The organism is Nitratireductor aestuarii, assembly GCF_014641695.1.
Classification (GTDB): Bacteria; Pseudomonadota; Alphaproteobacteria; order Rhizobiales; family Rhizobiaceae; genus Chelativorans; species Chelativorans aestuarii.
Genome location: NZ_BMIF01000001.1, coordinates 515,243 through 534,633, shown reverse-complemented (window position 1 = coordinate 534,633; position 19,391 = coordinate 515,243). Strand labels below are relative to the sequence as shown.

16 protein-coding genes and 1 tRNA gene are annotated in these 19,391 nt (G+C 61.3%); 5 read left to right on the top strand and 12 right to left on the bottom strand.

Annotated features, from left to right (window positions below; translation table 11 throughout):
* Positions 1-59: 59 nt before the first annotated feature.
* The 12 genes from IEX27_RS02610 to IEX27_RS02555 all read right to left on the bottom strand — a co-directional run bounded on the left by IEX27_RS02610 (position 60) and on the right by IEX27_RS02555 (position 11,439).
* Positions 60-1,742 (bottom strand): alpha/beta hydrolase, encoded by a 1,683-nt coding sequence (locus tag IEX27_RS02610; protein ID WP_244630191.1) that lies wholly within the window; start codon positions 1,740-1,742, stop codon positions 60-62.
* A 125-nt stretch (positions 1,743-1,867) separates the two neighbouring features.
* Positions 1,868-2,260 carry a hypothetical protein gene (locus IEX27_RS02605; RefSeq protein WP_188719362.1) on the bottom strand — a complete coding sequence of 131 codons (393 nt, stop codon included), beginning with the start codon at positions 2,258-2,260 and terminating at the stop codon, positions 1,868-1,870.
* A gap of 127 nt (positions 2,261-2,387) precedes the next feature.
* Entirely contained in the window at positions 2,388-3,308 is a 921-nt protein-coding gene (locus IEX27_RS02600) for a 5'-methylthioadenosine/S-adenosylhomocysteine nucleosidase (RefSeq protein WP_188719361.1), read from the bottom strand.
* Between the two features lie 154 nt (positions 3,309-3,462).
* Positions 3,463-3,684: a DUF2798 domain-containing protein gene (locus IEX27_RS02595; RefSeq protein WP_188719360.1), complete on the bottom strand. Its 222-nt coding sequence runs from the start codon at positions 3,682-3,684 to the stop codon at positions 3,463-3,465.
* A gap of 242 nt (positions 3,685-3,926) precedes the next feature.
* Positions 3,927-4,601: an SOS response-associated peptidase gene (locus IEX27_RS02590; protein WP_188719359.1), complete on the bottom strand. Its 675-nt coding sequence runs from the start codon at positions 4,599-4,601 to the stop codon at positions 3,927-3,929.
* Between the two features lie 260 nt (positions 4,602-4,861).
* Positions 4,862-4,947 (bottom strand) — tRNA-Leu (locus IEX27_RS02585).
* 193 nt (positions 4,948-5,140) lie between these two features.
* Complete coding sequence (gene lexA, locus IEX27_RS02580; protein WP_188719358.1) at positions 5,141-5,860, bottom strand: transcriptional repressor LexA; 720 nt, start codon at positions 5,858-5,860, stop codon at positions 5,141-5,143.
* A gap of 106 nt (positions 5,861-5,966) precedes the next feature.
* The gene (locus tag IEX27_RS02575; RefSeq protein ID WP_188719357.1) at positions 5,967-7,172 is read right to left on the bottom strand and encodes a molybdopterin molybdotransferase MoeA; all 1,206 of its coding nucleotides are present in this window, start codon (positions 7,170-7,172) and stop codon (positions 5,967-5,969) included.
* Entirely contained in the window at positions 7,172-7,669 is a 498-nt protein-coding gene (gene moaC, locus IEX27_RS02570; protein ID WP_188719356.1) for a cyclic pyranopterin monophosphate synthase MoaC, read from the bottom strand. The genes IEX27_RS02575 and moaC overlap by 1 nt, the downstream gene beginning before the upstream one ends.
* Positions 7,670-7,681: 12 nt before the next feature.
* The gene (trpC, locus tag IEX27_RS02565; RefSeq protein WP_188719355.1) at positions 7,682-8,485 is read right to left on the bottom strand and encodes an indole-3-glycerol phosphate synthase TrpC; all 804 of its coding nucleotides are present in this window, start codon (positions 8,483-8,485) and stop codon (positions 7,682-7,684) included.
* 36 nt (positions 8,486-8,521) lie between these two features.
* The gene (gene trpD / locus IEX27_RS02560; protein WP_188719354.1) at positions 8,522-9,538 is read right to left on the bottom strand and encodes an anthranilate phosphoribosyltransferase; all 1,017 of its coding nucleotides are present in this window, start codon (positions 9,536-9,538) and stop codon (positions 8,522-8,524) included.
* An 8-nt stretch (positions 9,539-9,546) separates the two neighbouring features.
* Complete coding sequence (locus tag IEX27_RS02555; RefSeq protein WP_188719353.1) at positions 9,547-11,439, bottom strand: SurA N-terminal domain-containing protein; 1,893 nt, start codon at positions 11,437-11,439, stop codon at positions 9,547-9,549.
* Positions 11,440-11,577: 138 nt separating this feature from the next.
* Between IEX27_RS02555 and tpiA the strand changes: the two genes are divergently transcribed.
* From tpiA to dnaE, 5 genes are all read left to right on the top strand, one after another.
* Complete coding sequence (tpiA, locus tag IEX27_RS02550; protein ID WP_188719352.1) at positions 11,578-12,342, top strand: triose-phosphate isomerase; 765 nt, start codon at positions 11,578-11,580, stop codon at positions 12,340-12,342.
* Positions 12,343-12,476: 134 nt separating this feature from the next.
* Positions 12,477-12,896 (top strand): preprotein translocase subunit SecG, encoded by a 420-nt coding sequence (gene secG, locus IEX27_RS02545; RefSeq protein WP_188719351.1) that lies wholly within the window; start codon positions 12,477-12,479, stop codon positions 12,894-12,896.
* Positions 12,897-13,067: 171 nt separating this feature from the next.
* Positions 13,068-14,696, top strand: coding sequence for a CTP synthase (gene pyrG / locus IEX27_RS02540; protein WP_188719350.1), 1,629 nt, complete (start codon positions 13,068-13,070; stop codon positions 14,694-14,696).
* A gap of 118 nt (positions 14,697-14,814) precedes the next feature.
* Positions 14,815-15,645, top strand: a complete 831-nt coding sequence (kdsA, locus tag IEX27_RS02535; protein WP_188719349.1) for a 3-deoxy-8-phosphooctulonate synthase — start codon at positions 14,815-14,817, stop codon at positions 15,643-15,645.
* 250 nt (positions 15,646-15,895) lie between these two features.
* A complete protein-coding gene (dnaE, locus tag IEX27_RS02530) occupies positions 15,896-19,387 on the top strand; it encodes a DNA polymerase III subunit alpha (RefSeq protein WP_244630207.1) in 3,492 nt (1,163 codons plus the stop codon).
* Positions 19,388-19,391 lie beyond the last annotated feature (4 nt).

Genomic DNA, 19,391 nt, shown 5'->3' with positions numbered 1-19,391 from the left:
CCTTCCCATAGCGGATCCTGGACGCGCCAGAATACCAGCGTCGCCTGACAATGGGGCAATTATCCGCCCCGGTTGCTGTACGCATCTTCAACGCTGCCCGCGGAGTTGAGGGCTGCGTCCATAGTCTCCCGCAGATAGCTCTTCAGCCGGGCAATTTCATCTTCATTCCAGCCTGTGGGTTCGGTGACCGCCCGCCAGGCTTCGACGTAGTGCTCTGGGGCATAGAGATGCCCGAAGCCAAGCGGCGTCGTGGTGGCGAAGGCCATGTCCACAAGTAGCTGCAGCATGGTGACCACCGGATACCAGCGCAGCTCCGGCGAAATATCCGGCCCGCGGGGCTGATGCATCCAGGTCGGTTGGCGGAAGAAGCCGAGCGGGCTGAAGAAGGTGACGGAGTCGCTTGCATATTGAAGATAGAGAAGCCGGATCGGCCCCCATGGAGCGAATTCGGCACCCTCTGGATAGCCGTCCTGGTTCATGAAGCGGATGGTCGAGCCATCGCGATATTGCGGCAGCCACGCAGGCGAACCCTGGTTGCGCTCGGTCGTCACTGACCGCCAGAGGGAATTGGCGAAGGGTGGCCCGCTCCACACCGCCCCGTTGATCGGATCGCCAACGATCTTGAAGAGATCGAGCGACGCTTCCGAGTTGAGGGCTCCGAGGCTCAGGCCATGGAGATAGAGGCGAGGGCGGTTCTCCCTGGGCAGCCTTGTCCAATGGTCGTAAATGACCGTCAGGATAGCGTTCGCCGCTTCTGCTCCCCGATCCGGCTCGACGATGAGCGAGAGCGGGCTGTTGAGATAGGAGTACTGGAGCGCCACGGTCGCCACGTCGCCATGGTGGAGGTACTCCAGCGAATCCATTGCCGCCGGATCAAGCCACCCCGTTCCAGTGGGTACCGCGACCACCAGCACGGAACGGTCGAAGGCGCCGACCCGCTGCAGCTCGGCCAGCGCCAGTTTGGCCCTCTCCATCGCCGGCCTTTGGTCCTGAAGACCAACATAGACGCGGATGGGCTCCTGAGCTGGCTTGCCGGTAAACAGGCTGATCGTCTCCGCCGACGGGCCGGATGCAATGAACTCACGCCCGGCACGGCCGATGCTCTTCCAACCGATGAGCGAGGCGGCACTTCCTGTCTTGTTCGGGTCTTTCGGCTGCGGGCTTGCGGGCTCGATCAGCGCATCGAACTCGCGGAAAGAAGCATCAATGGCGTTGAAGCCGAACCGCCAGAAAACGTCCGTGGCCAACAGCCAGAAGACCACCACGGCAATCGCCACGCCGAGAACATTGGCGACCCGGCGAGGGATGTAGCGGGCGCCATAGCGGGATGAGCGGACGGCCAGAAACTTGAACCCCCGTCCGATGCACAGAAGCACGACGAAGGTCACGATGGCGATGAGCGACAGCAGGAGCGGATGGCCAGAGTCGAGCGGCTCCATGTCCATGAGCAGACGGATGGAATTCTGCCATTCGGTCGCCTGCCAGAGAAACCAGAGCGCAACCAGGATGGAAGCCGTGATCGCGACCGTATTCAGACGCCGCCGCGTGTGCTCGTTGACGGCCGGCAGTTCCAGATAGAGCCAGATCCAGCGGATGAAGACGCCGATAAGATAGCCAGAGGCGAATGCGGCACCGGCAAGGATGCCCTGGATGACGTAAGTTCTAGGAACGAGCGTGGGGGTCAGCGCTGCTGCGAAGAAGAGCACGCCAAGCACGAGGCCAATGCCGGAAAGAGACCGCATGAACCGTTCTGCGAGATCTCGCGCCATCCGCCACCTGTCTGCTCAAGTTCGAGAATATTCCACCGCCACAGGCTTACATGTTTCGGCGGCGCGGGCAAAGGTGGGCCCCGGTCCTATCCGGCAGACTATATCGCCTGCCTGACCTTGGCGACAAACTCTTCGGAACGAACGGTCATGAACTTGATCGTGCCCGTGTCGTGCTCGAACTCCAATGTTTCGGAGGCGACGCCCTTCGACGTGGTGATATTGCGGATGTTGGCCAGTGGGAACTTCCAATCAATGCCCGGGTTGCGGGCCGACTTTATCATGCGCGTCTGCGTGAACTGGATGCTGTCGGCGAGCAGTTTCAATTCTCCGCTGACCCATACGCCCTTGTTGCGCTTCAGCATCAGTGCCGTGGCTGGCAGAAGCACCCAGCGCCAGATGGGGATCTTGTAGCCTTCCGGTATGGGCTGCAGCCAGGCGACCGGATGCTTGGCGAGGATTTCCGGGGTGGTTACTGGCGACTCGTTTGACACAACAACTCCTGCTTTCCTGCGCGCTTCCGCCGAGACCTTGATCGTGGCCCTTCGCGTTTCTAGCAGAAGCAGCCTGAAAACCCATGCGGGCCGCGCTGAAAATCCATGCGGCCCGCGATATTCCGAATTACTTGGAGGTAGCTTCTTCCGGAGCTTGCGCCGGCAGTGCCTCAACGAAGGCCGAGACGACCGCAGCCGAGTTCTTGGATGCCAGGCCGAAGAAGGTGCCCATTTCGTTTTCGCCTTCACCGCCGCCGGCAAGGTCGGACAGCGAGCGGAAGGCGATGAAGGGCACGCCATTCACGTCCGCAACATGGGCGACCGCAGCCGACTCCATGTCAAGAACGGACGCTTCGAAGGTGTTGAAGGTGTAGTCCCGGAACTCGGCATTATCCATGAAGGCCTGGCCGGATACGCCGTTGCCGCCGACATGGATCTCCGGTGCATGGGTGAGGCACTTGTTCTCCTCGACGCAGTTCAGGAGATTGAGCTCGCCGGCAACCTTTTCGGCCACCTTCAGCAGCTCCGGATCGGTCTCGAACCAGAACTTTTCCTCGATCTGGCCGCCGGGACGGGCGATGTCCACCGCACGGGGGAAGATCATGCCATAGTTCGCCCACTCCGGCTTTACCCAGCTCGGGGGCACGAACTTGCCGTCAACTTCGCGTGCGAACACGGCTTCCAGATACTGACCCCAGCGGGCCGGAACGACCACATCGCCGATGTGGTAGGACGGGTTCACACCACCGGCGATGCCGGAGAAGACGATGGCGCTGATGTTGAAATTGTCGAGCGCGAGCTGCGTCGACATGGCCGCATTGACCATGCTGACGCCCGACATGAAGAGCACGACGTCCTTGCCTTCGAGTTCGCCCAGCAGGAACTTGATGCCGTTGATCTCGACTTCGTTCGTATCGGTCAGTTTTCCCTGCATCGCCGTCCATTCAGGCGCGAAGGCGGTCATCACCGCGATGCGGGTCTCGTCACCGGCGAAAGCCGCGGTGCTGATGCTGAGGCTGAGTGTGGCAAGGGCGAGAAGAGACTTCATGGGCGTGCTTTTTCATGATTGATAGGAATTAGCACGTCGTATCATTGTCATGTTGCGGTGCGCAAGCAACAGCGACGCCATTGTCCGGAAGGAACTCGGAGCTTCAAAGGCCCCACAGGAGATGAGGGACCTTTGCATAAATTAGAGGAGTGGATCAGACCTTCGCCGCGAGTTTCGGCGCCAGTGCAAAGGCGATCTTGCTGGTGAACTGGGTGAGGATGAAGGCGATCGGCCAGGCGATGATGAACTGTATCGGCCATACCGACAGCCACTGCTTGGTGGGGCCGAGTGCAATGAGGCTCATGATGCCGGACATCAGCAGGGCCATCATGAATGTCATCAGGATCTGTGCAATCAGAAGGATTTTCTTGTTCATCGTGTCTATCGCAAAGTTATGGGACGGCGAAAGACGGGATGAACCGCCAGGCACCGTCCAGGAAAAAGGAAGGTGCCGCGGGTTCGCGTGAAGCGACTTCATCCCCTTGGAGAAGGGGGGCTGGAATAACCACACCAGCCTGAAATCTTTTCGGCTTGCGATAAATACGGAGCGGTCGGACCTGGGTCAAGAATTACGTCGCGCCATGAAACCGCATGTGTTACCAGCGGTCGCGACCGCATTCAGAACAGGCTAGGTTGTTCGGGTAGCGCGGGCGGGAGCATTGTGAGAAGGCAATCGGGCAGCGTCCTTTGCAGGGTCCGCGCTTCGTCCCATGGTGCGCGAAGCCAGGTTTCGACTTCTGCGGGATCGGTAAGGATCACCGGCATCGCCTTCGGGTGGACGGCGCCGACGAGCGCGTTGGGTGCAGTGGTCAGGAACGCAAAAAGCTCATGCTTGGCAGGATCTTCGCGCGCCATCCGTTTTCCCGTCCACTGCGTCCAGAGCCCGGCGAAGAAGAAAAGCCCGCCATCCGGACGCGCAAACCACGCATCCGGCACGCGCTCCCCCGGACGCTTGCTGGCTGGGTCCGGCTCGGCAAACTTGACGAGCGGAACCAGACACCTGTGCTCGGGAGAGAGCCATCCACGCCAATGCGGAGAAGAGGTGTTGCGGATGTTCGTTACGCCATAGTCATAAGCCTTGCCTTCGAGCACCGACGGCGGCGAGGGCATGCCCCATCGGGCGCGCACCAGTTCCTGACCGTTCTCAGTGATCCTCACGATTGGCCCGAAACGGTTCGGATAGACGTCGAAGGTCTCTTCGTTCGACTGAAAGCGATCAACCAGCTCGCTCAGATAGCGCGAGAACTGGCGCATCGCCTCAGCATTGGTCGTTGAAGTGTAAAGGTTGCACACGCCAGCCGATCCTTGTTGCGCAGGCAAGAGTGGCAGGTTTTCCGTTGCGCTGACAAGATCTGAAGTAGAAGGCTTGGCCTGTTCGACGAGCGCTACCGTAGTACAAGATAGAGCTAACCGGCAAAACGTAGGGCTTTCCAGGTTAACGTGGCACAATCCTTGTCACAGTATGCCAAATATACCCGCAAATCGCGAGCGCTTTGCGCGTCCCGCTCCACGTGGTTTGCGGGTAAGTCGCTATTTATACTCAAAAAAATGAATGGTGCGGACGGCGGGGGTCGAACCCGCACGGGCAAAGCCCGAGGGATTTTAAGTCCCTTGCGTCTACCAATTTCGCCACGTCCGCGCCGGTTTTCTTTTCCCCTGCCTGCGTCGTTGCGTCAATCTGGAGGGGGCGGAATTCTGCGTTCTTCCAGCAGAAATTGACGAAGATGCAAGGAAGAGCAACAGAACCCAAGCTGTATCGTGGAGATGGCCGATCAACTGTGCCAGCCATTCTTCAGTGAAGCTTGGGCAGGCAACCTGCCCGCCAAAGAACCTCAATACCGCCGGATGAGACCCACCAGCTTGCCCTGAACCTTCACGCGGTGAGGCGGGAAGATGCGGGTTTCATAGGCGGGGTTAGCGGCTTCAAGCGCGATCGATGCGCCCTTGCGGCGGAAGCGCTTCAGCGTCGCCTCCTGGTCGTCCACCAGTGCCACCACGATCTCGCCAGGGTTAGCCGTCTGCATCTGGCGGATGATCACCGTGTCACCGTCAAAGATGCCGGCCTCGATCATCGAGTCACCCTTGACTTCCAGCGCGTAATGCTCGCCTCCGGAAATCATGTCTGGCGGAACGCTGATGCTGTGCGTGGCGTGCTGGATTGCGTCGATCGGAACACCGGCGGCGATCCGGCCCATGACGGGAATGGAGATGGCGCTGGAGTCGTTCGCGCTGCCCAGCGACGAGGCGGCAGGGGCGGGCGCCGGCTCCGGCATGCTCTGGCCGCCTTGAATGACCGACGGCGAGAACCCTTTCGCGCGGGGGAGGCCCGGCGCGATCGAGTCGGGAAGCCGTATGACTTCCAGAGCGCGGGCGCGGTTGGGCAGGCGGCGGATGAAGCCGCGTTCCTCGAGCGCGCTGATCAGGCGATGGATGCCGGATTTCGAAGCGAGGTCGAGCGCCTCCTTCATTTCATCGAACGAAGGGGGGATACCCGTCTCCTTGAGGCAGGCATGTATGAACAGCAGCAGTTCATGCTGTTTACGGGTCAGCATCGGCACCAAGCCCCTGAATCAAAGTAAAAACAAATGCAGAACAGAACGTAGACGTTCAGTGTGTGTTCTGCAACCGTAAAGTTGCGGCGGGAAGGTTGAGAAGGTGTTAACGCAGCATCAAAACCTGGCAGCGGTCGCCGATCTCGGCCGCGGGGGCGTTCGGTGCGCGAATAATGAGCGCGTTTGCTGCGGCCAGCACGCTGAGCATGGACGAATCCTGCAGCGGAAACGGCGTTGCAACCAGGCCGCGAGGACCGAGCGCCACGCTGGCGCGGACATAGTCGCGACGCGAGTCGTTTGCCGGCAGGGCGGCGCCGAGTTCCGCCGGGCGGAGGTCGGGCGCATGGATTCGGCCGGCGAGACGCCGCACGAGTGGGCTCAGGAACACGTGAGCGCAGACCATGCTGGAAACAGGATTGCCGGGGAGGCCGAGCACGGAGGTTCCGTTGAACCGCCCGAAGATCAGCGGTTTGCCGGGCCGCATCGCGATCTTCCAGAACGAGAGCGTCATGCCTTCGGCGGCAAGAACATCGCGCGTGATGTCGCGGTCGCCAACCGAAGCGCCGCCAAGCGTCACCAGAATATCCGCGCCTGCCTCGCGCGCGCGGCGGACCGCGCTGGCGAAGGCTTCGCGGTCGTCCGGCACGATGCCGAGGTCCAGTATTCGTGCGCCATCCCGCTGAGCAAGTGCTGCGATGCCGAAGTTGTTTGAGGCGACGATCTGGTTGGGGCCGGGTGCTACGCCGGGCGGGACCAGTTCATCACCGGTCGAGATGATGGCGATGAGCGGGCTGCGTACCACAGGGAGCGTCGCGTGGCCGGCGGCTGCCGCAAGCGAAAGCGCGGCAGGATCGAGGATGCGGCCCTGTTCAAGGACGATGTTGCCTTCGGCGAAATCCAGTCCCGCCCGACGGATGTGACGGCCAGCGTCTACCGCCTGCAAGGCTTCGATGCTGTCGCCATCGATGACACGGGCATTCTCCTGGATCAGGATCGTGTCAGCACCCTTGGGCAGCGGTGCGCCAGTGAAAATGCGCACGGCAGTCTGTGGGAGGACTTCGCCCTCAAAACTGCCGCCGGCCGCAGAAGTGCCGATTACACGGAGCGAGGCGGGCGCTTCCGCGATATCAGCCGCGCGGACCGCGTAACCGTCCATGGCAGAAGCATGGAAGGGCGGATGCGTCCGCAGTGCAGCGAGAGGCGAGGCGAGCACCCGGTCAGCGGCTTGCCGGAGGGGAACTGTCTCGGCGGGCAAGGGCTGTACGCCTTCCAGGATACGCTCAAGCGCCTCATCGACTGCAAGCAACGACATTATGTCTGTCCTTCGCGACTCCAGTGACCGGACTTGCCGCCCACTTTTTCAACCAGGCAGATATCGCCGATGACCATGCCCTTATCGAGCGCCTTGGCCATATCGTAGATGGTGAGGCAGGCGACGGAAACGGCCGTCAACGCCTCCATCTCGACGCCAGTCTTGCCGACGAGCCGTGCAAGCGCGCGCACGCGCAGGCCGGGAAGCGTCTCGTCCGGTTCGATATCGACGGAAACCTTGGTGAGCGCCAGTGGATGACAGAGCGGAATGAGATCGCTCGTCTTCTTGGCGGCCATGATGCCGGCGACGCGGGCGACGCCAATCACGTCTCCCTTCTTCGCATTGCCGGCAATGATGGCGGCAAGCGTTTCCGGCGCCATGCGGACGGTGCCTTCGGCAATGGCCGTGCGTTCTGTGTCTGCCTTGGCGCCGACGTCGACCATGTCGGCTTTGCCGTCAGCATCGATATGGGTGAGACGCGAATGATCGTCAGCCATGGCGTGCCGTCCTCAGGCTGCCGCGGAGAGGCCGAGCAGACTGCGCGTCGCCTCGGCCACGTTCTGCTGACGCATCAGGCTTTCGCCGACGAGGAAGCTGCGGATGCCAACCTTCTCCAGCCGCTTGCAGTCTTCATTGGTGAAGATGCCGCTTTCGCCCACGATCATGCGGTCTGAAGGCACCATCGGAGCGAGCCGTTCGGATGTGGCAAGCGTCGTCTCGAAGGTGCGCAGATTGCGGTTATTGATGCCGATCATGGGCGAGGAGAGTTTCAGCGCCCGCTCGAGCTCCTCTTCGTCGTGCACTTCGATGAGTGCATCCATGCCGAGTTCGAGGGCAGCATCTTCCAGCACCCTGGCGGTTTCATCATCGACGCTCGCCATGATGATGAGGATGGCATCGGCACCCAGATGACGAGCCTCCAGCACCTGATACGTATCGAGCATGAAATCCTTGCGGATTGCAGGCAGCGCGCAGGCTGCACGTGCCTGAACCAGGAACTCCGGAGCGCCCTGGAATGAGGGACCGTCGGTCAGCACGGAAAGGCACGCCGCGCCGCCTGCTTCATACTCTTTCGCGAGCGTAGGCGGATTGAAATCCTCGCGGATCAGGCCCTTGGAGGGACTTGCCTTCTTGATCTCAGCGATCAGGCCGAACTTGCCGTCGGCTTCCTTGGCACGAAGTGCCTTCAGGAAACCGCGCACGGGCGAAGCGTCGCGGATGCGCGCCTTCAGTTCGGATTCGGGCAGGGCAGATTTGGCGGCAGCGATCTCCTCGCGCTTGTAAGCTTCGATCTTGCGCAGAATATCCGCCATGAAAAATGCTCCTACAATTCCAATGGTGCCGCGATCTCAGGCCTTGCGGTTCGACACTTCGACGAGCTTGTCGAGCGTGGCGAGAGCTGCACCCGACGAAAGCGACTTTGCCGCAAGTGCGATGCCTTCCTCAATGGTCGCGGCCTTGTCCGCGACCACCAGTGCGCCGGCAGCGTTAAGGACGCTGATGTCGCGATATGGGTTCTGGGCGCCTTCGAGAACGGCCCGAAGCGCCTTGGCGTTTTCGACGCCGTCGCCGCCCTTGAGGGAGGCCATCTCGGCGCGGGCAAGGCCCACTGCTTCCGGCGTCAGTTCGAAGGTCGTCACTTCGCCCTTGTCGAGGCTGGCAACGAGCGTCGAACCTGTAATGGTCATCTCGTCGAGACCGTCGCCGTGGACAACCCAGGCCTTCTCCGCGCCGAGGTTCTTCAGCACGTGTGCCAGCGGCTCGACCCACTGAGGGGCAAAGACGCCGAGCAGCTGACGCTTGGCGCCCGCCGGGTTTGCGAGAGGGCCAAGCAGGTTGAAGATTGTGCGCGTGCCGAGCTCGATGCGGGTCGGGCCCACATGACGCATGGCCGAGTGATGCATGGGGGCGAACATGAAACCGATACCGGCTTCTGCGACACAGGCTGCAATCTCGTGCGGGCCAAGCTCGATATTGACGCCGAGGGCGGCAAGGGAATCCGCTGCGCCCGACTTGGAGGAGAGGGCGCGGTTGCCGTGTTTTGCCACCGGCACACCGCAGCCTGCCACGATGAAGGCCGCGCAGGTGGACACATTGTAGGAGCCGGAAGCGTCGCCGCCGGTTCCAACGATGTCGACGGCATTGTCGGGGGCCGTGACGCGCAGCATCTTCGAGCGCATCGTCTCGACGGCGCCGGTGATCTCGTCCACCGTTTCGCCGCGCACGCGGAGCGCCATCAGGAAGGCTCCCATCTGGCTCGGCGTCGCGTCACCCGACATGATGATGTCGAAGGCCTGACGGGATTCCTCGTGGCTGAGCGGGGTACCCGCTGCAACCTTCGCGATATGCGCCTTCAAGTCAGCCATGACGTACCTCAGAACAGAGTAAGTGCCTGCTGCATCGCATTGCGGTTGACGGTAACCTCAAGGTCCGACTGCAGACGGGCTGCGAGCTGGATCAGCAGGTCCTGCGTGAGCGTGTCGCCGATGGACTTGGCGACATCTGCGGGCACGGCATCCGAGGTCGCCGCTGCAGGCTGGAAGACTTCCGTCACCTGGAACAGGAACTCGCCATCGCCTGCCGGGTTCGGGAAGGAGCCAACGCCGCCCTTCTGGACCGCAAAGACAGCTCCGACACCGCCGCGTCCGAGATCCGGATCGTTCGACTCGCGCTTCAGACCGCGCTTGGTCGTCTTCTCCTGGGAGATTTCCTCGGCAACCTGGTCTAGCGTCCTGGTGCCATCGCGTACAGCCTTGGCGAATTCCTCGGCCTTGGCTTTGAGACGCTTGCTCACCTCAGCGCGCGTCCAGTCGGCGACAACGCGGTCACGAACCTCATCAAGCGTGCGCTCACGGGCCGGGATGATTTCCTCGACTTCGTAGAAGAGGTAGCCACTTGAGCCGAAGTTGAGCGGAGCGTTCTCGACGCCTTCGTCCGTTTCAAAGGCTGCGGAGAGAAGCTGCGTGGAGTTCGGCAGGGTGACCTGCTTGCCTTCCTGATCCTCACCCTTGGCGGAAACAGCCTGAATCGTCTGCACAGTTAGGCCGAGGCTATCGGCTGCTTCCTTCAGCGTCGCGCCGCCGGCACGGGCATCCTCATAGGCGTCGTAGGCGTCCTGGATCTGCCGGGTAGCATCGGCAACCGCCAGCTGCTGGCGAATCTCCTTCTCCACCTCGGCGAGCGGGGTAACCTTTTCAGGTTCGATCTTGGTGACGCGCAGGATCACCGGGCCAAAGGTGCCCTCAACCACTTCGCTAACCTGGTTCTCAGGAAGCGAGAAGGCAGCTTCCGCGATCTTCTCGTCGGCGAGCTGGGTGCGGGGCAGGTGGCCCAGATTGACGTCCTCGAGCTTCTTGCCCTGCAGCTGGACGAGATCCTCGAAGGTCACACCGGAACGCAGGCTCTCCTGCGCAGCTTGGGCAGCTTCCTCGCTGTCGAAATTGATCTGCTCGATGGTACGACGCTCGGCCACGGTGTAATTCGCACGGCCCTGCTCGTAGGCGCGCTCAATGTCTTCCTGCGCAACCGCCTCAGGCTCGGCGATGTCTTCCGGCTCAAGCTTCACATAGCTGATCGTGCGGAATTCCGGGGCGGCGTAGGCAGTCTTGTTCGCGTCGAAATAGGCCTGCAGATCCTCTGCCTTCGGCTCCTCGATCGGTTCGACGAGAGAACGGGGCAGGACGACATAGTCCACGGTGCGATCTTCGCCGCGGTACTGTGCGATGCTCTGGAGCAGCGTTGCCGGGGCGTCCACGCCTGTCGCAACCGCGTCAACGATCTGCTGGCGGCGCGCCACCTGCGTCTGGTTGCGCAGGTAGGCATCACGGGTCATGCCGATCTGCTGGAGAATGTAATCGAAGCGGGCAACGTCAAAGCGGCCGTCGAAGCCCTGGAAGGTCGGATCCTTGGCTGCGAGCTCCGCAATGCTTTCGCGCGAAACGCCAAGGCCCATCTTGCGGGAGGTCTCATCCAGGAGCGCGCCGACGGTGACTTCCGACAGGACCTGCTCCTGAACGCCGAAGGCTTCCGCCTGGGCGCGCGTCAGCTGGGTGCCGAACTGGCGGGAGAGTTCCGCCACGCGGCGGTCGAAGGCCAGCCGGTAGTCCATCACCGAGACCTCGGTCTTGCCAGCGGTCACGACAGACAGGGCAGATGGATCCGTCAGCATCTGGCCGGAGATGCCCCAGATGCCGAAGCTGAGAACCAGGATGCCAAGGAGCAGTTTTGCAACCCAGGTGTTGGCGGCTTTGCGAAGACTATCGAGCATGGTGGTTTCTTGCCAGCTTTCAGTTTTATAGATCAATTGTTGGGAATAGCGTCCTTGATCGAGACTGTCGATTGCTTTGTGGCACCTTTTTGGTAGTGAACGCTTCCTATCCCGCTTACAGATCAGGAGTGACCGCCAATGACCCCCGGAATTCGCCCGCTCATCGCCGGAAACTGGAAGATGAATGGCACGAGTGACTCGCTCGGTGAATTGCAGGCTATCGCTGCTGGGTTCGCCGATGCTTCCGGAAACGAGGCGGATGGCCTGATCTGTGTCCCTGCCACGCTCCTTGATCGCGCTGCGAAGGCTATGGCCGGTTCTCCGGTTGCATCCGGCGGTCAGGACTGCCACGCCAAGGAGAGCGGAGCCCACACCGGCGACATTTCGGCTGCCATGCTCAAGGATTGCGGCGCATCCCATGTGATCGTCGGTCACTCCGAGCGCCGCGCCGACCATGGCGAGAGCGACGCGGTCGTTGCAGCCAAGGCCAAGGCTGCGTGGCAGGCAGGACTCGTTGCTGTCATCTGCATTGGCGAGACGCGCGAAGAACGCGTGTCAGGCAAGACCCTGTCGGTTCTCTCCACGCAGATTGCGGGCTCAGTTCCGGCTGAAGCGACTGCCGCAAACACCGTGGTCGCCTACGAGCCCGTATGGGCGATCGGCACCGGTCTGATCCCGACGCTTCCGGATGTGGAAGAAGCCCATGCCCATATCCGTGCCGAGTTGAAGAGGCTGATCGGTGCAGAAGCGGACGGTGTGCGCATTCTCTATGGCGGCTCGATGAAGCCCGACAACGCGGGCGAGCTACTCTCCATCAACAACGTAGACGGTGGCCTGATCGGCGGTGCGAGCCTGAAGGCGAAGGACTTCCTGGCTATCGCAAACGCGGTCAAAGGAAAGTAAGCGCTCCTCTGCCTCAGCGCCTTGTAATGAGGTCAAGGATAGTTATGTTTTGCGCGGGACTTGGAAAAGCCTTGAAACGCGTGTATTGAGCCGCGTCCGCTTGAGGCACGTGTCCGCGACCGCCGGAAGGAACCATGCAGAATATCATCATCGTCATTCACCTCATCATTGTTGTCGCGCTCGTAGGCGCAGTTCTGCTGCAGCGCTCTGAGGGCGGCGGTCTGGGAATCGGTGGTGGTTCGGGCTTCATGACGGCCCGGGGCGCGGCCAACACGCTGACGCGCACGACTGCAATCCTTGCGGCGCTGTTCTTCATGACCTCGCTGGGGCTTTCGATCTACGCCCGTTACCAGGAGCGTCCGGCTGACATCTTCGATCAGCTGCAGCGGAATCAGCCTGCTGGCTCGCAGCAGGGCGGCAATGGCATTCTTGACCAGCTCGGCGGTCCTGCCACGCAGCCGGCAGCACCGGCCGGTGAGTCGGCTCCGAGCGACGTTCCGGCACCCGCTGAAGGTGCTGCGCCGGCAGAACCTCAGGTTCCGTCGGGACAGTAAGTCTCGCACGACCTTGATGGTTGACCGGGCGTTTAGCCCGGCCCGAGCTGGGGGGGGCTCGGTCAAAGGAGGATCGATGCTGACGGTGCAAACCGTTATGCGCAGGAAAAAGGCCAGAGCGACAATTTTGTTCTGGCCAAATTGAATCTGTCCAGATAAGCGATAACTCCCATGGCGCGATATGTTTTCATCACTGGCGGCGTGGTTTCCTCCCTTGGTAAGGGTATAGCAGCGGCAGCGCTTGGTGCGCTTCTGCAGGCGCGCGGATACCGTGTTCGCATCCGTAAGCTCGATCCCTACCTCAATGTCGATCCGGGCACGATGTCACCTTACCAGCACGGTGAGGTCTTCGTGACTGACGACGGGGCGGAGACCGACCTTGATCTTGGTCACTACGAACGTTTCACAGGACGCTCGGCCAACAAGTCGGACAACATCACCACCGGCAGGATCTACCAGAACATCATCGAGAAGGAGCGCCGTGGCGACTACCTCGGTGCGACTGTTCAGGTGATTCCGCACGTGACGGACGAGATCAAGAATTTCGTCCTCTCGGGCAACGATGAGTACGATTTCGTACTTATCGAGATCGGTGGCACGGTTGGCGACATCGAGGCGATGCCGTTCCTGGAAGCCATCCGCCAGCTCGGCAACGAGCTGCCGCGAGGTGGTGCAATCTACGTTCACCTGACGCTCATGCCGTACATTCCGGCAGCCGGCGAGCTCAAGACGAAGCCGACGCAGCACTCCGTCAAGGAGCTGCAGTCGATCGGTATTGCTCCCGACATTCTGCTGGTGCGTGCCGACCGTCCGATCCCGAGCGAGGAGCGCCGCAAGCTGTCGCTCTTCTGTAACGTGCGTGAGACGGCCGTTATCCAGGCGCTTGACGTCAAGCACATCTATGACGTGCCGATGGCCTACCACAGGGAAGGCCTGGACTCGGAAGTTCTGGCTGCCTTCGGCATTGACCCTGCACCGAAGCCGCGCCTTGACCGCTGGAAAGAGGTCGCTGACCGGATCCATAATCCGGAAGGTGAGGTCACCATTGCCGTCGTTGGCAAGTACACCGGTCTCAAGGACGCCTACAAGTCGCTGATCGAGGCGCTGTCCCATGGCGGTCTGGCCAACCGGGTGCGCGTCAACCTTGAATGGATCGAATCGGAAGTCTTCGAGAAGGAAGATCCGGCTCCGTATCTCGAGAAGGTCCACGGCATTCTCGTGCCGGGCGGCTTTGGCGAGCGCGGTTCGGAAGGCAAGATCCATGCGGCGAAGTTCGCCCGTGAGCGCAAGGTGCCTTATTTCGGCATCTGCTTCGGCATGCAGATGGCCTGCATCGAGGCTGCCCGCAACCTGGCGGATCTTCCGAAGGCATCATCGACCGAATTTGGCCCGACGTCCGAGCCGGTTGTCGGTCTGATGACCGAATGGCTGCGCGGCAACATGCTGGAGAAGCGTGCGGCTTCCGGCGATCTGGGCGGTACCATGCGTCTCGGTGCCTATGAAGCTGCGCTCACCGAAGGTTCGCGCATCGCGCAGATCTACGGCTCGACCACGATCCACGAGCGTCACCGTCACCGCTACGAGGTGAACGTTGAGTACCGCGAGCGCCTTGAATCTGCTGGCCTGGTCTTTGCAGGACTTTCGCCTGACGGCGTTCTACCAGAGACGGTGGAATATGCGGACCATCCGTGGTTCATCGGCGTTCAGTACCATCCGGAACTAAAAAGCCGGCCGTTTGAGCCGCATCCGCTGTTCGCATCGTTCATCGCTGCGGCAGTCGAGCAGTCCCGGCTGGTCTAACCACAGATGATGATCTGGCGTCAGCGCCCGATCATTGCCATATGAGCATCTTACTGGTCCAACTTGCCGGTTGGACCAGTTTTCATTTCAGCAGTTCTCAAGTTGCAGGAGATCAGGCATGCCCCCGAATTCCCGAGTTGAAGTGGGAAAAGCAGTTTTCGCCAACGATGCGCCGCTTGCCCTGATCGCCGGTCCGTGCCAGCTCGAAAGCCGCCAGCATGCCTTTGACATGGCAGGCAGCCTGAAGGAACTGACGGAAAAGCTCGGGATCGGGTTCGTCTTCAAGACCAGCTTCGACAAGGCCAACCGGACGTCGCTTTCCGGCAAGCGCGGAGCAGGGCTTGAGGCCGCGCTTCCGGTCTTCGCGGACTTGCGCAAGGAACTCGGCGTTCCGGTGCTGACCGATGTTCACACCGAGGAACAGTGCGGGATCGTGGCCGATGTGGTCGACATCCTGCAGATCCCCGCCTTCCTCTGCCGGCAGACCGACCTCTTGATCGCCGCAGCCGGGACCGGCCGCATCGTCAACGTGAAGAAGGGCCAATTTCTTGCTCCCTGGGACATGAAGAACGTGGTCGCGAAGGTCGTCGGTTCCGGCAATGCCAACGTGCTTGTCACCGAGCGCGGGACGAGCTTCGGCTACAACACGCTGGTCAACGACATGCGCGCGCTTCCGATCATGGCGGAGCAGGGCGCTCCGGTGATCTTCGACGCGACCCATTCGGTGCAGCAGCCGGGCGGACGTGGTGAGTCGAGCGGCGGCGAACGCCGATTCGTTGAGACCGTTGCCCGTGCAGCCGTGGCAGTTGGCGTCGCCGGTGTCTTCATCGAGACGCACGAGGACCCGGACAACGCACCTTCCGACGGACCGAACATGGTTCCGCTCGACAGGATGGAAGCGCTGCTTGAACGCCTCATGCGTCTGGACCAGGTGGCCAAGGGCCTTTGATTGTAGCGAGCAGAAGCTTCCCACCTCATGGTGAGCTTGTCGAACCACGAGGTGGGTAGGACATCACTGCGCACTGGACCCTCGTGCTTCGACAAGCTCAGCATGCGGGCTCTGTCGGGTAAGCTGTGACGTTCACCAGACGCGGCTCGACCTTCGTGCCTGAACGCGGCACAATCTGATTCCAAAGTGATGGGTGAAGAAGTTCATGGCAAGCGAACGTCCTCCGCGTGATCCGATCAAGCGCGCAGCGATGATGCAGGGTGAAGCGCCGGTTCCGCCGTCCGTGCCGGTGCGACGCTTCATCCACCTTCGCGTGCACTCGGCCTATTCGCTACTGGAAGGAGCGCTGCATGTGGGCAAGGTCATCGCCCATGCGCTCGCCGACAACGCCCCCGCCATCTGCATCGCCGACACCAACAACCTGTTTGGCGCACTGGAATTTTCCCAGAAAGCCTCGAAGGATGGCATTCAGCCGATTATCGGCTGCCAGCTTTCGATAGCCTTCAGCGACAGCTTCACCGAAGCGCGCAAGGGCAATCGCAAGAACGCCACGCTGGAGTATGACAGTCTCGTCCTGATCGCCTCCACTCAGGTTGGATATGACAATCTGGTGCGCCTCGTCAGTCGCGCCTACCTGGATCATGAGGCCGGAACGCCGCCCCACATCACGCAGGAATGGCTGAAGGAACTGGGCGAGGGCATCATCTGCCTCACAGGCGGGCCGAAGGGTGCCATAGGCGTTGCCTTGCAGGCTGGCCGCAAGGAGATCGCCGAACAGCGCCTCCTGTTCCTGAAGGAGGTTTTCTGCGACCGGCTCTATGTGGAGCTCGAACGCCTGCAGGATTACGACCGGGCGCTTGAGGCTGCGACCGTGGATCTTGCCTATACGCACGATCTGCCGCTGGTCGCCACTAACGAAGCTTTCTTCAAGAGCCGCGACGATTACGAGGCCCACGACGCGCTGATCGCCATTGCCGAAGGTGCGGTCGTCGCCATGGATGATCGGCGCCGTCTGACGCCGGACAATTACTTAAAGACCCAGGCGGAAATGTCTGTCTTGTTTGCAGATCTGCCTGAGGCACTCGACAATACGGTCGAGATTGCACAGCGCTGCTCATACTACGCGAAGACGAGAAATCCCATCCTGCCGCGCTTCACCGGCGACGATGCAGCAGGCGAGGAAGCCGCTCTCAAGGCAGAGGCCGACGAGCTTCGCCGACAGGCGCGTGAGGGTCTGGAGCGCCGCCTGGAGGCGCATGGGCCTTCCGCCGGTCACACTGTTGAGGAGTATCAGGAACGTCTCGACTACGAGCTCGGCATCATCGAGCGCATGAAGTTTCCGGGCTATTTCCTTATCGTTGCTGACTTTATCAAATGGGGTAAGTCGCAAGGAATTCCCGTAGGACCCGGTCGTGGATCGGGTGCAGGATCGTTGGTCGCTTACGCGCTCACCATCACCGACATCGACCCGCTTCGCTTCTCATTGCTGTTCGAACGCTTCCTCAACCCGGAACGCGTCTCGATGCCCGACTTTGACATCGATTTCTGCCAGGATCGCCGCGAAGAGGTGATCCGCTATGTCCAGCAGAAGTATGGGCGCGAGCAGGTGGGCCAGATCATCACCTTCGGTTCGCTGCAGGCCCGCGCGGTGCTGCGCGACGTCGGCCGCGTGCTGCAGATGCCCTATGGTCAGGTGGACCGTCTCTGCAAACTTGTGCCGTCAAACCCGGCCAATCCGGTGCCGCTGAAAAAGGCCGTCGAGGAAGAGCCCAAGTTCGCCGAAGAGGTCGAGAAGGAGCCCATCGTCGCGACATTGCTTGAAAACGCAATGAAGCTCGAAGGGCTCTACCGTCACGCGTCGACCCACGCTGCCGGTATCGTGATCGGTGACCGACCGCTGCACGAACTGGTGCCGATGTACCGCGATCCGCGCTCCGATATGCCGGTGACGCAGTACAACATGAAGTGGGTCGAGCAGGCGGGTCTGGTGAAGTTCGACTTCCTCGGCCTGAAGACGCTTACCGTGCTGCAGACGGCGGTGAACCTCATCAAGCGCCGCGGCATCGAGATCGATCTGTCGAAGATCCCGCTCGACGACCAGAAAACCTACCAGATGCTGTCGCGCGGCGAGACCGTCGGCGTGTTCCAGGTTGAAAGTGCCGGCATGCGCAAGGCGCTGATCGGCATGAAACCCGACTGCATCGAGGATATCATTGCGCTTGTGGCGCTCTACCGACCCGGTCCGATGGAGAACATCCCGGTCTACAATGCGCGCAAGCATGGCGAGGAAGAGATTGCCTCGATCCATCCGAAGATCGACCACCTGGTGAAGGAAACGCAGGGCGTTATCGTTTACCAGGAGCAGGTGATGCAGATCGCCCAGGAGCTCTCGGGCTACTCGCTCGGTGAAGCAGACTTGCTGCGCCGCGCCATGGGTAAGAAGATCCGCGAGGAGATGGACAAGCAGCGTGTCCGTTTCGTCGATGGCGCCAAGAAGCAGGGCGTGACCGTGACGCAGGCCAACACGATCTTCGACCTGCTTGCCAAGTTTGCCGACTACGGCTTCAACAAATCGCACGCTGCCGCCTATGCGGTTGTCTCCTACCAGACGGCCTATCTGAAGGCGCATTATCCGGTCGAGTTCCTTGCCGCGTCCATGACATATGACATGGCCAACACGGACAAGCTGAACGAATACCGCCGCGACGCGACGCGGCTCGGCATCGAGGTCGTGCCACCTTCAGTCATGACGAGCTATCGCCTGTTCGAAGTGGGCGAAAACCGCATCTACTATTCGCTGGCAGCCATCAAGGGCGTGGGCGACCATGCGGTCGAGCACATCGTCGCCAAGCGCCAGGAGAAGCCCTTCGACAGTATCGAGGATTTCTGCACCCGTGTTGACCCGCGTATCGTCGGCAAGCGTGTGCTGGAAAGCCTGATCTGCGCCGGAGCGTTCGACTGCTTCGGCCATGACCGCGCGGCTCTCTTCCAGGGCATTGATCGCCTCATGGGCCTCTCCGCACGTGCGGCTGAAGACGCGGCACTGGGGCAGGGCGATATCTTCGGCTCGGCCGCTCTGGAGCTGCAGAAGCTGCATCTGCCTGTGAGCGAACCATGGCTTCCGGCTGAACGGCTTCACCGCGAGTTCGTCGCCGTGGGCTGCTATCTCTCCGCCCATCCGCTCGATGACTATCGCGATGCGCTGGAGAAACTGCGCGTCCAGAACTGGATCGACTTCCAGGCTGCCGTGAAGCGTGGTGCGACGGCCGGTCGTCTTGCTGGCACGATCACGACCAAGCAGGAGCGCAAGACCAAGACCGGCAACAAGATGGGCATCGTCCAGTTCTCCGATTCCAGCGGCCAGTACGAGGCCGTGCTGTTCTCGGAAGCGCTGAACCACTACCGCGACATCCTTGAGCCCGGTAAATCCGTAGTGATCACGGTTCAGGCGGAGGATCGGCCCGAGGGCGTCAACCTTCGCATTCAGACTGTGCAGTCACTCGATGAAGAGGCGAGCCGCATGCAGAAGGCGCTGCGCGTCTATCTGCGCGATCCGAAGCCGCTCTCGATGATCACGTCACAGCTTACGACCCGCGGCGAGGGTCAGGTCAGCCTGATCGTCATCAAGGATGGCGGACAGGGCGAGGTCGAAGTGAGCCTTCCGGACAGATATCGCCTTTCGCCGCAGATCGCTTCAGCTATGCGTTCGGTGCCGGGCGTGGTGGAAGTGGAGCTCGTGTAGAACT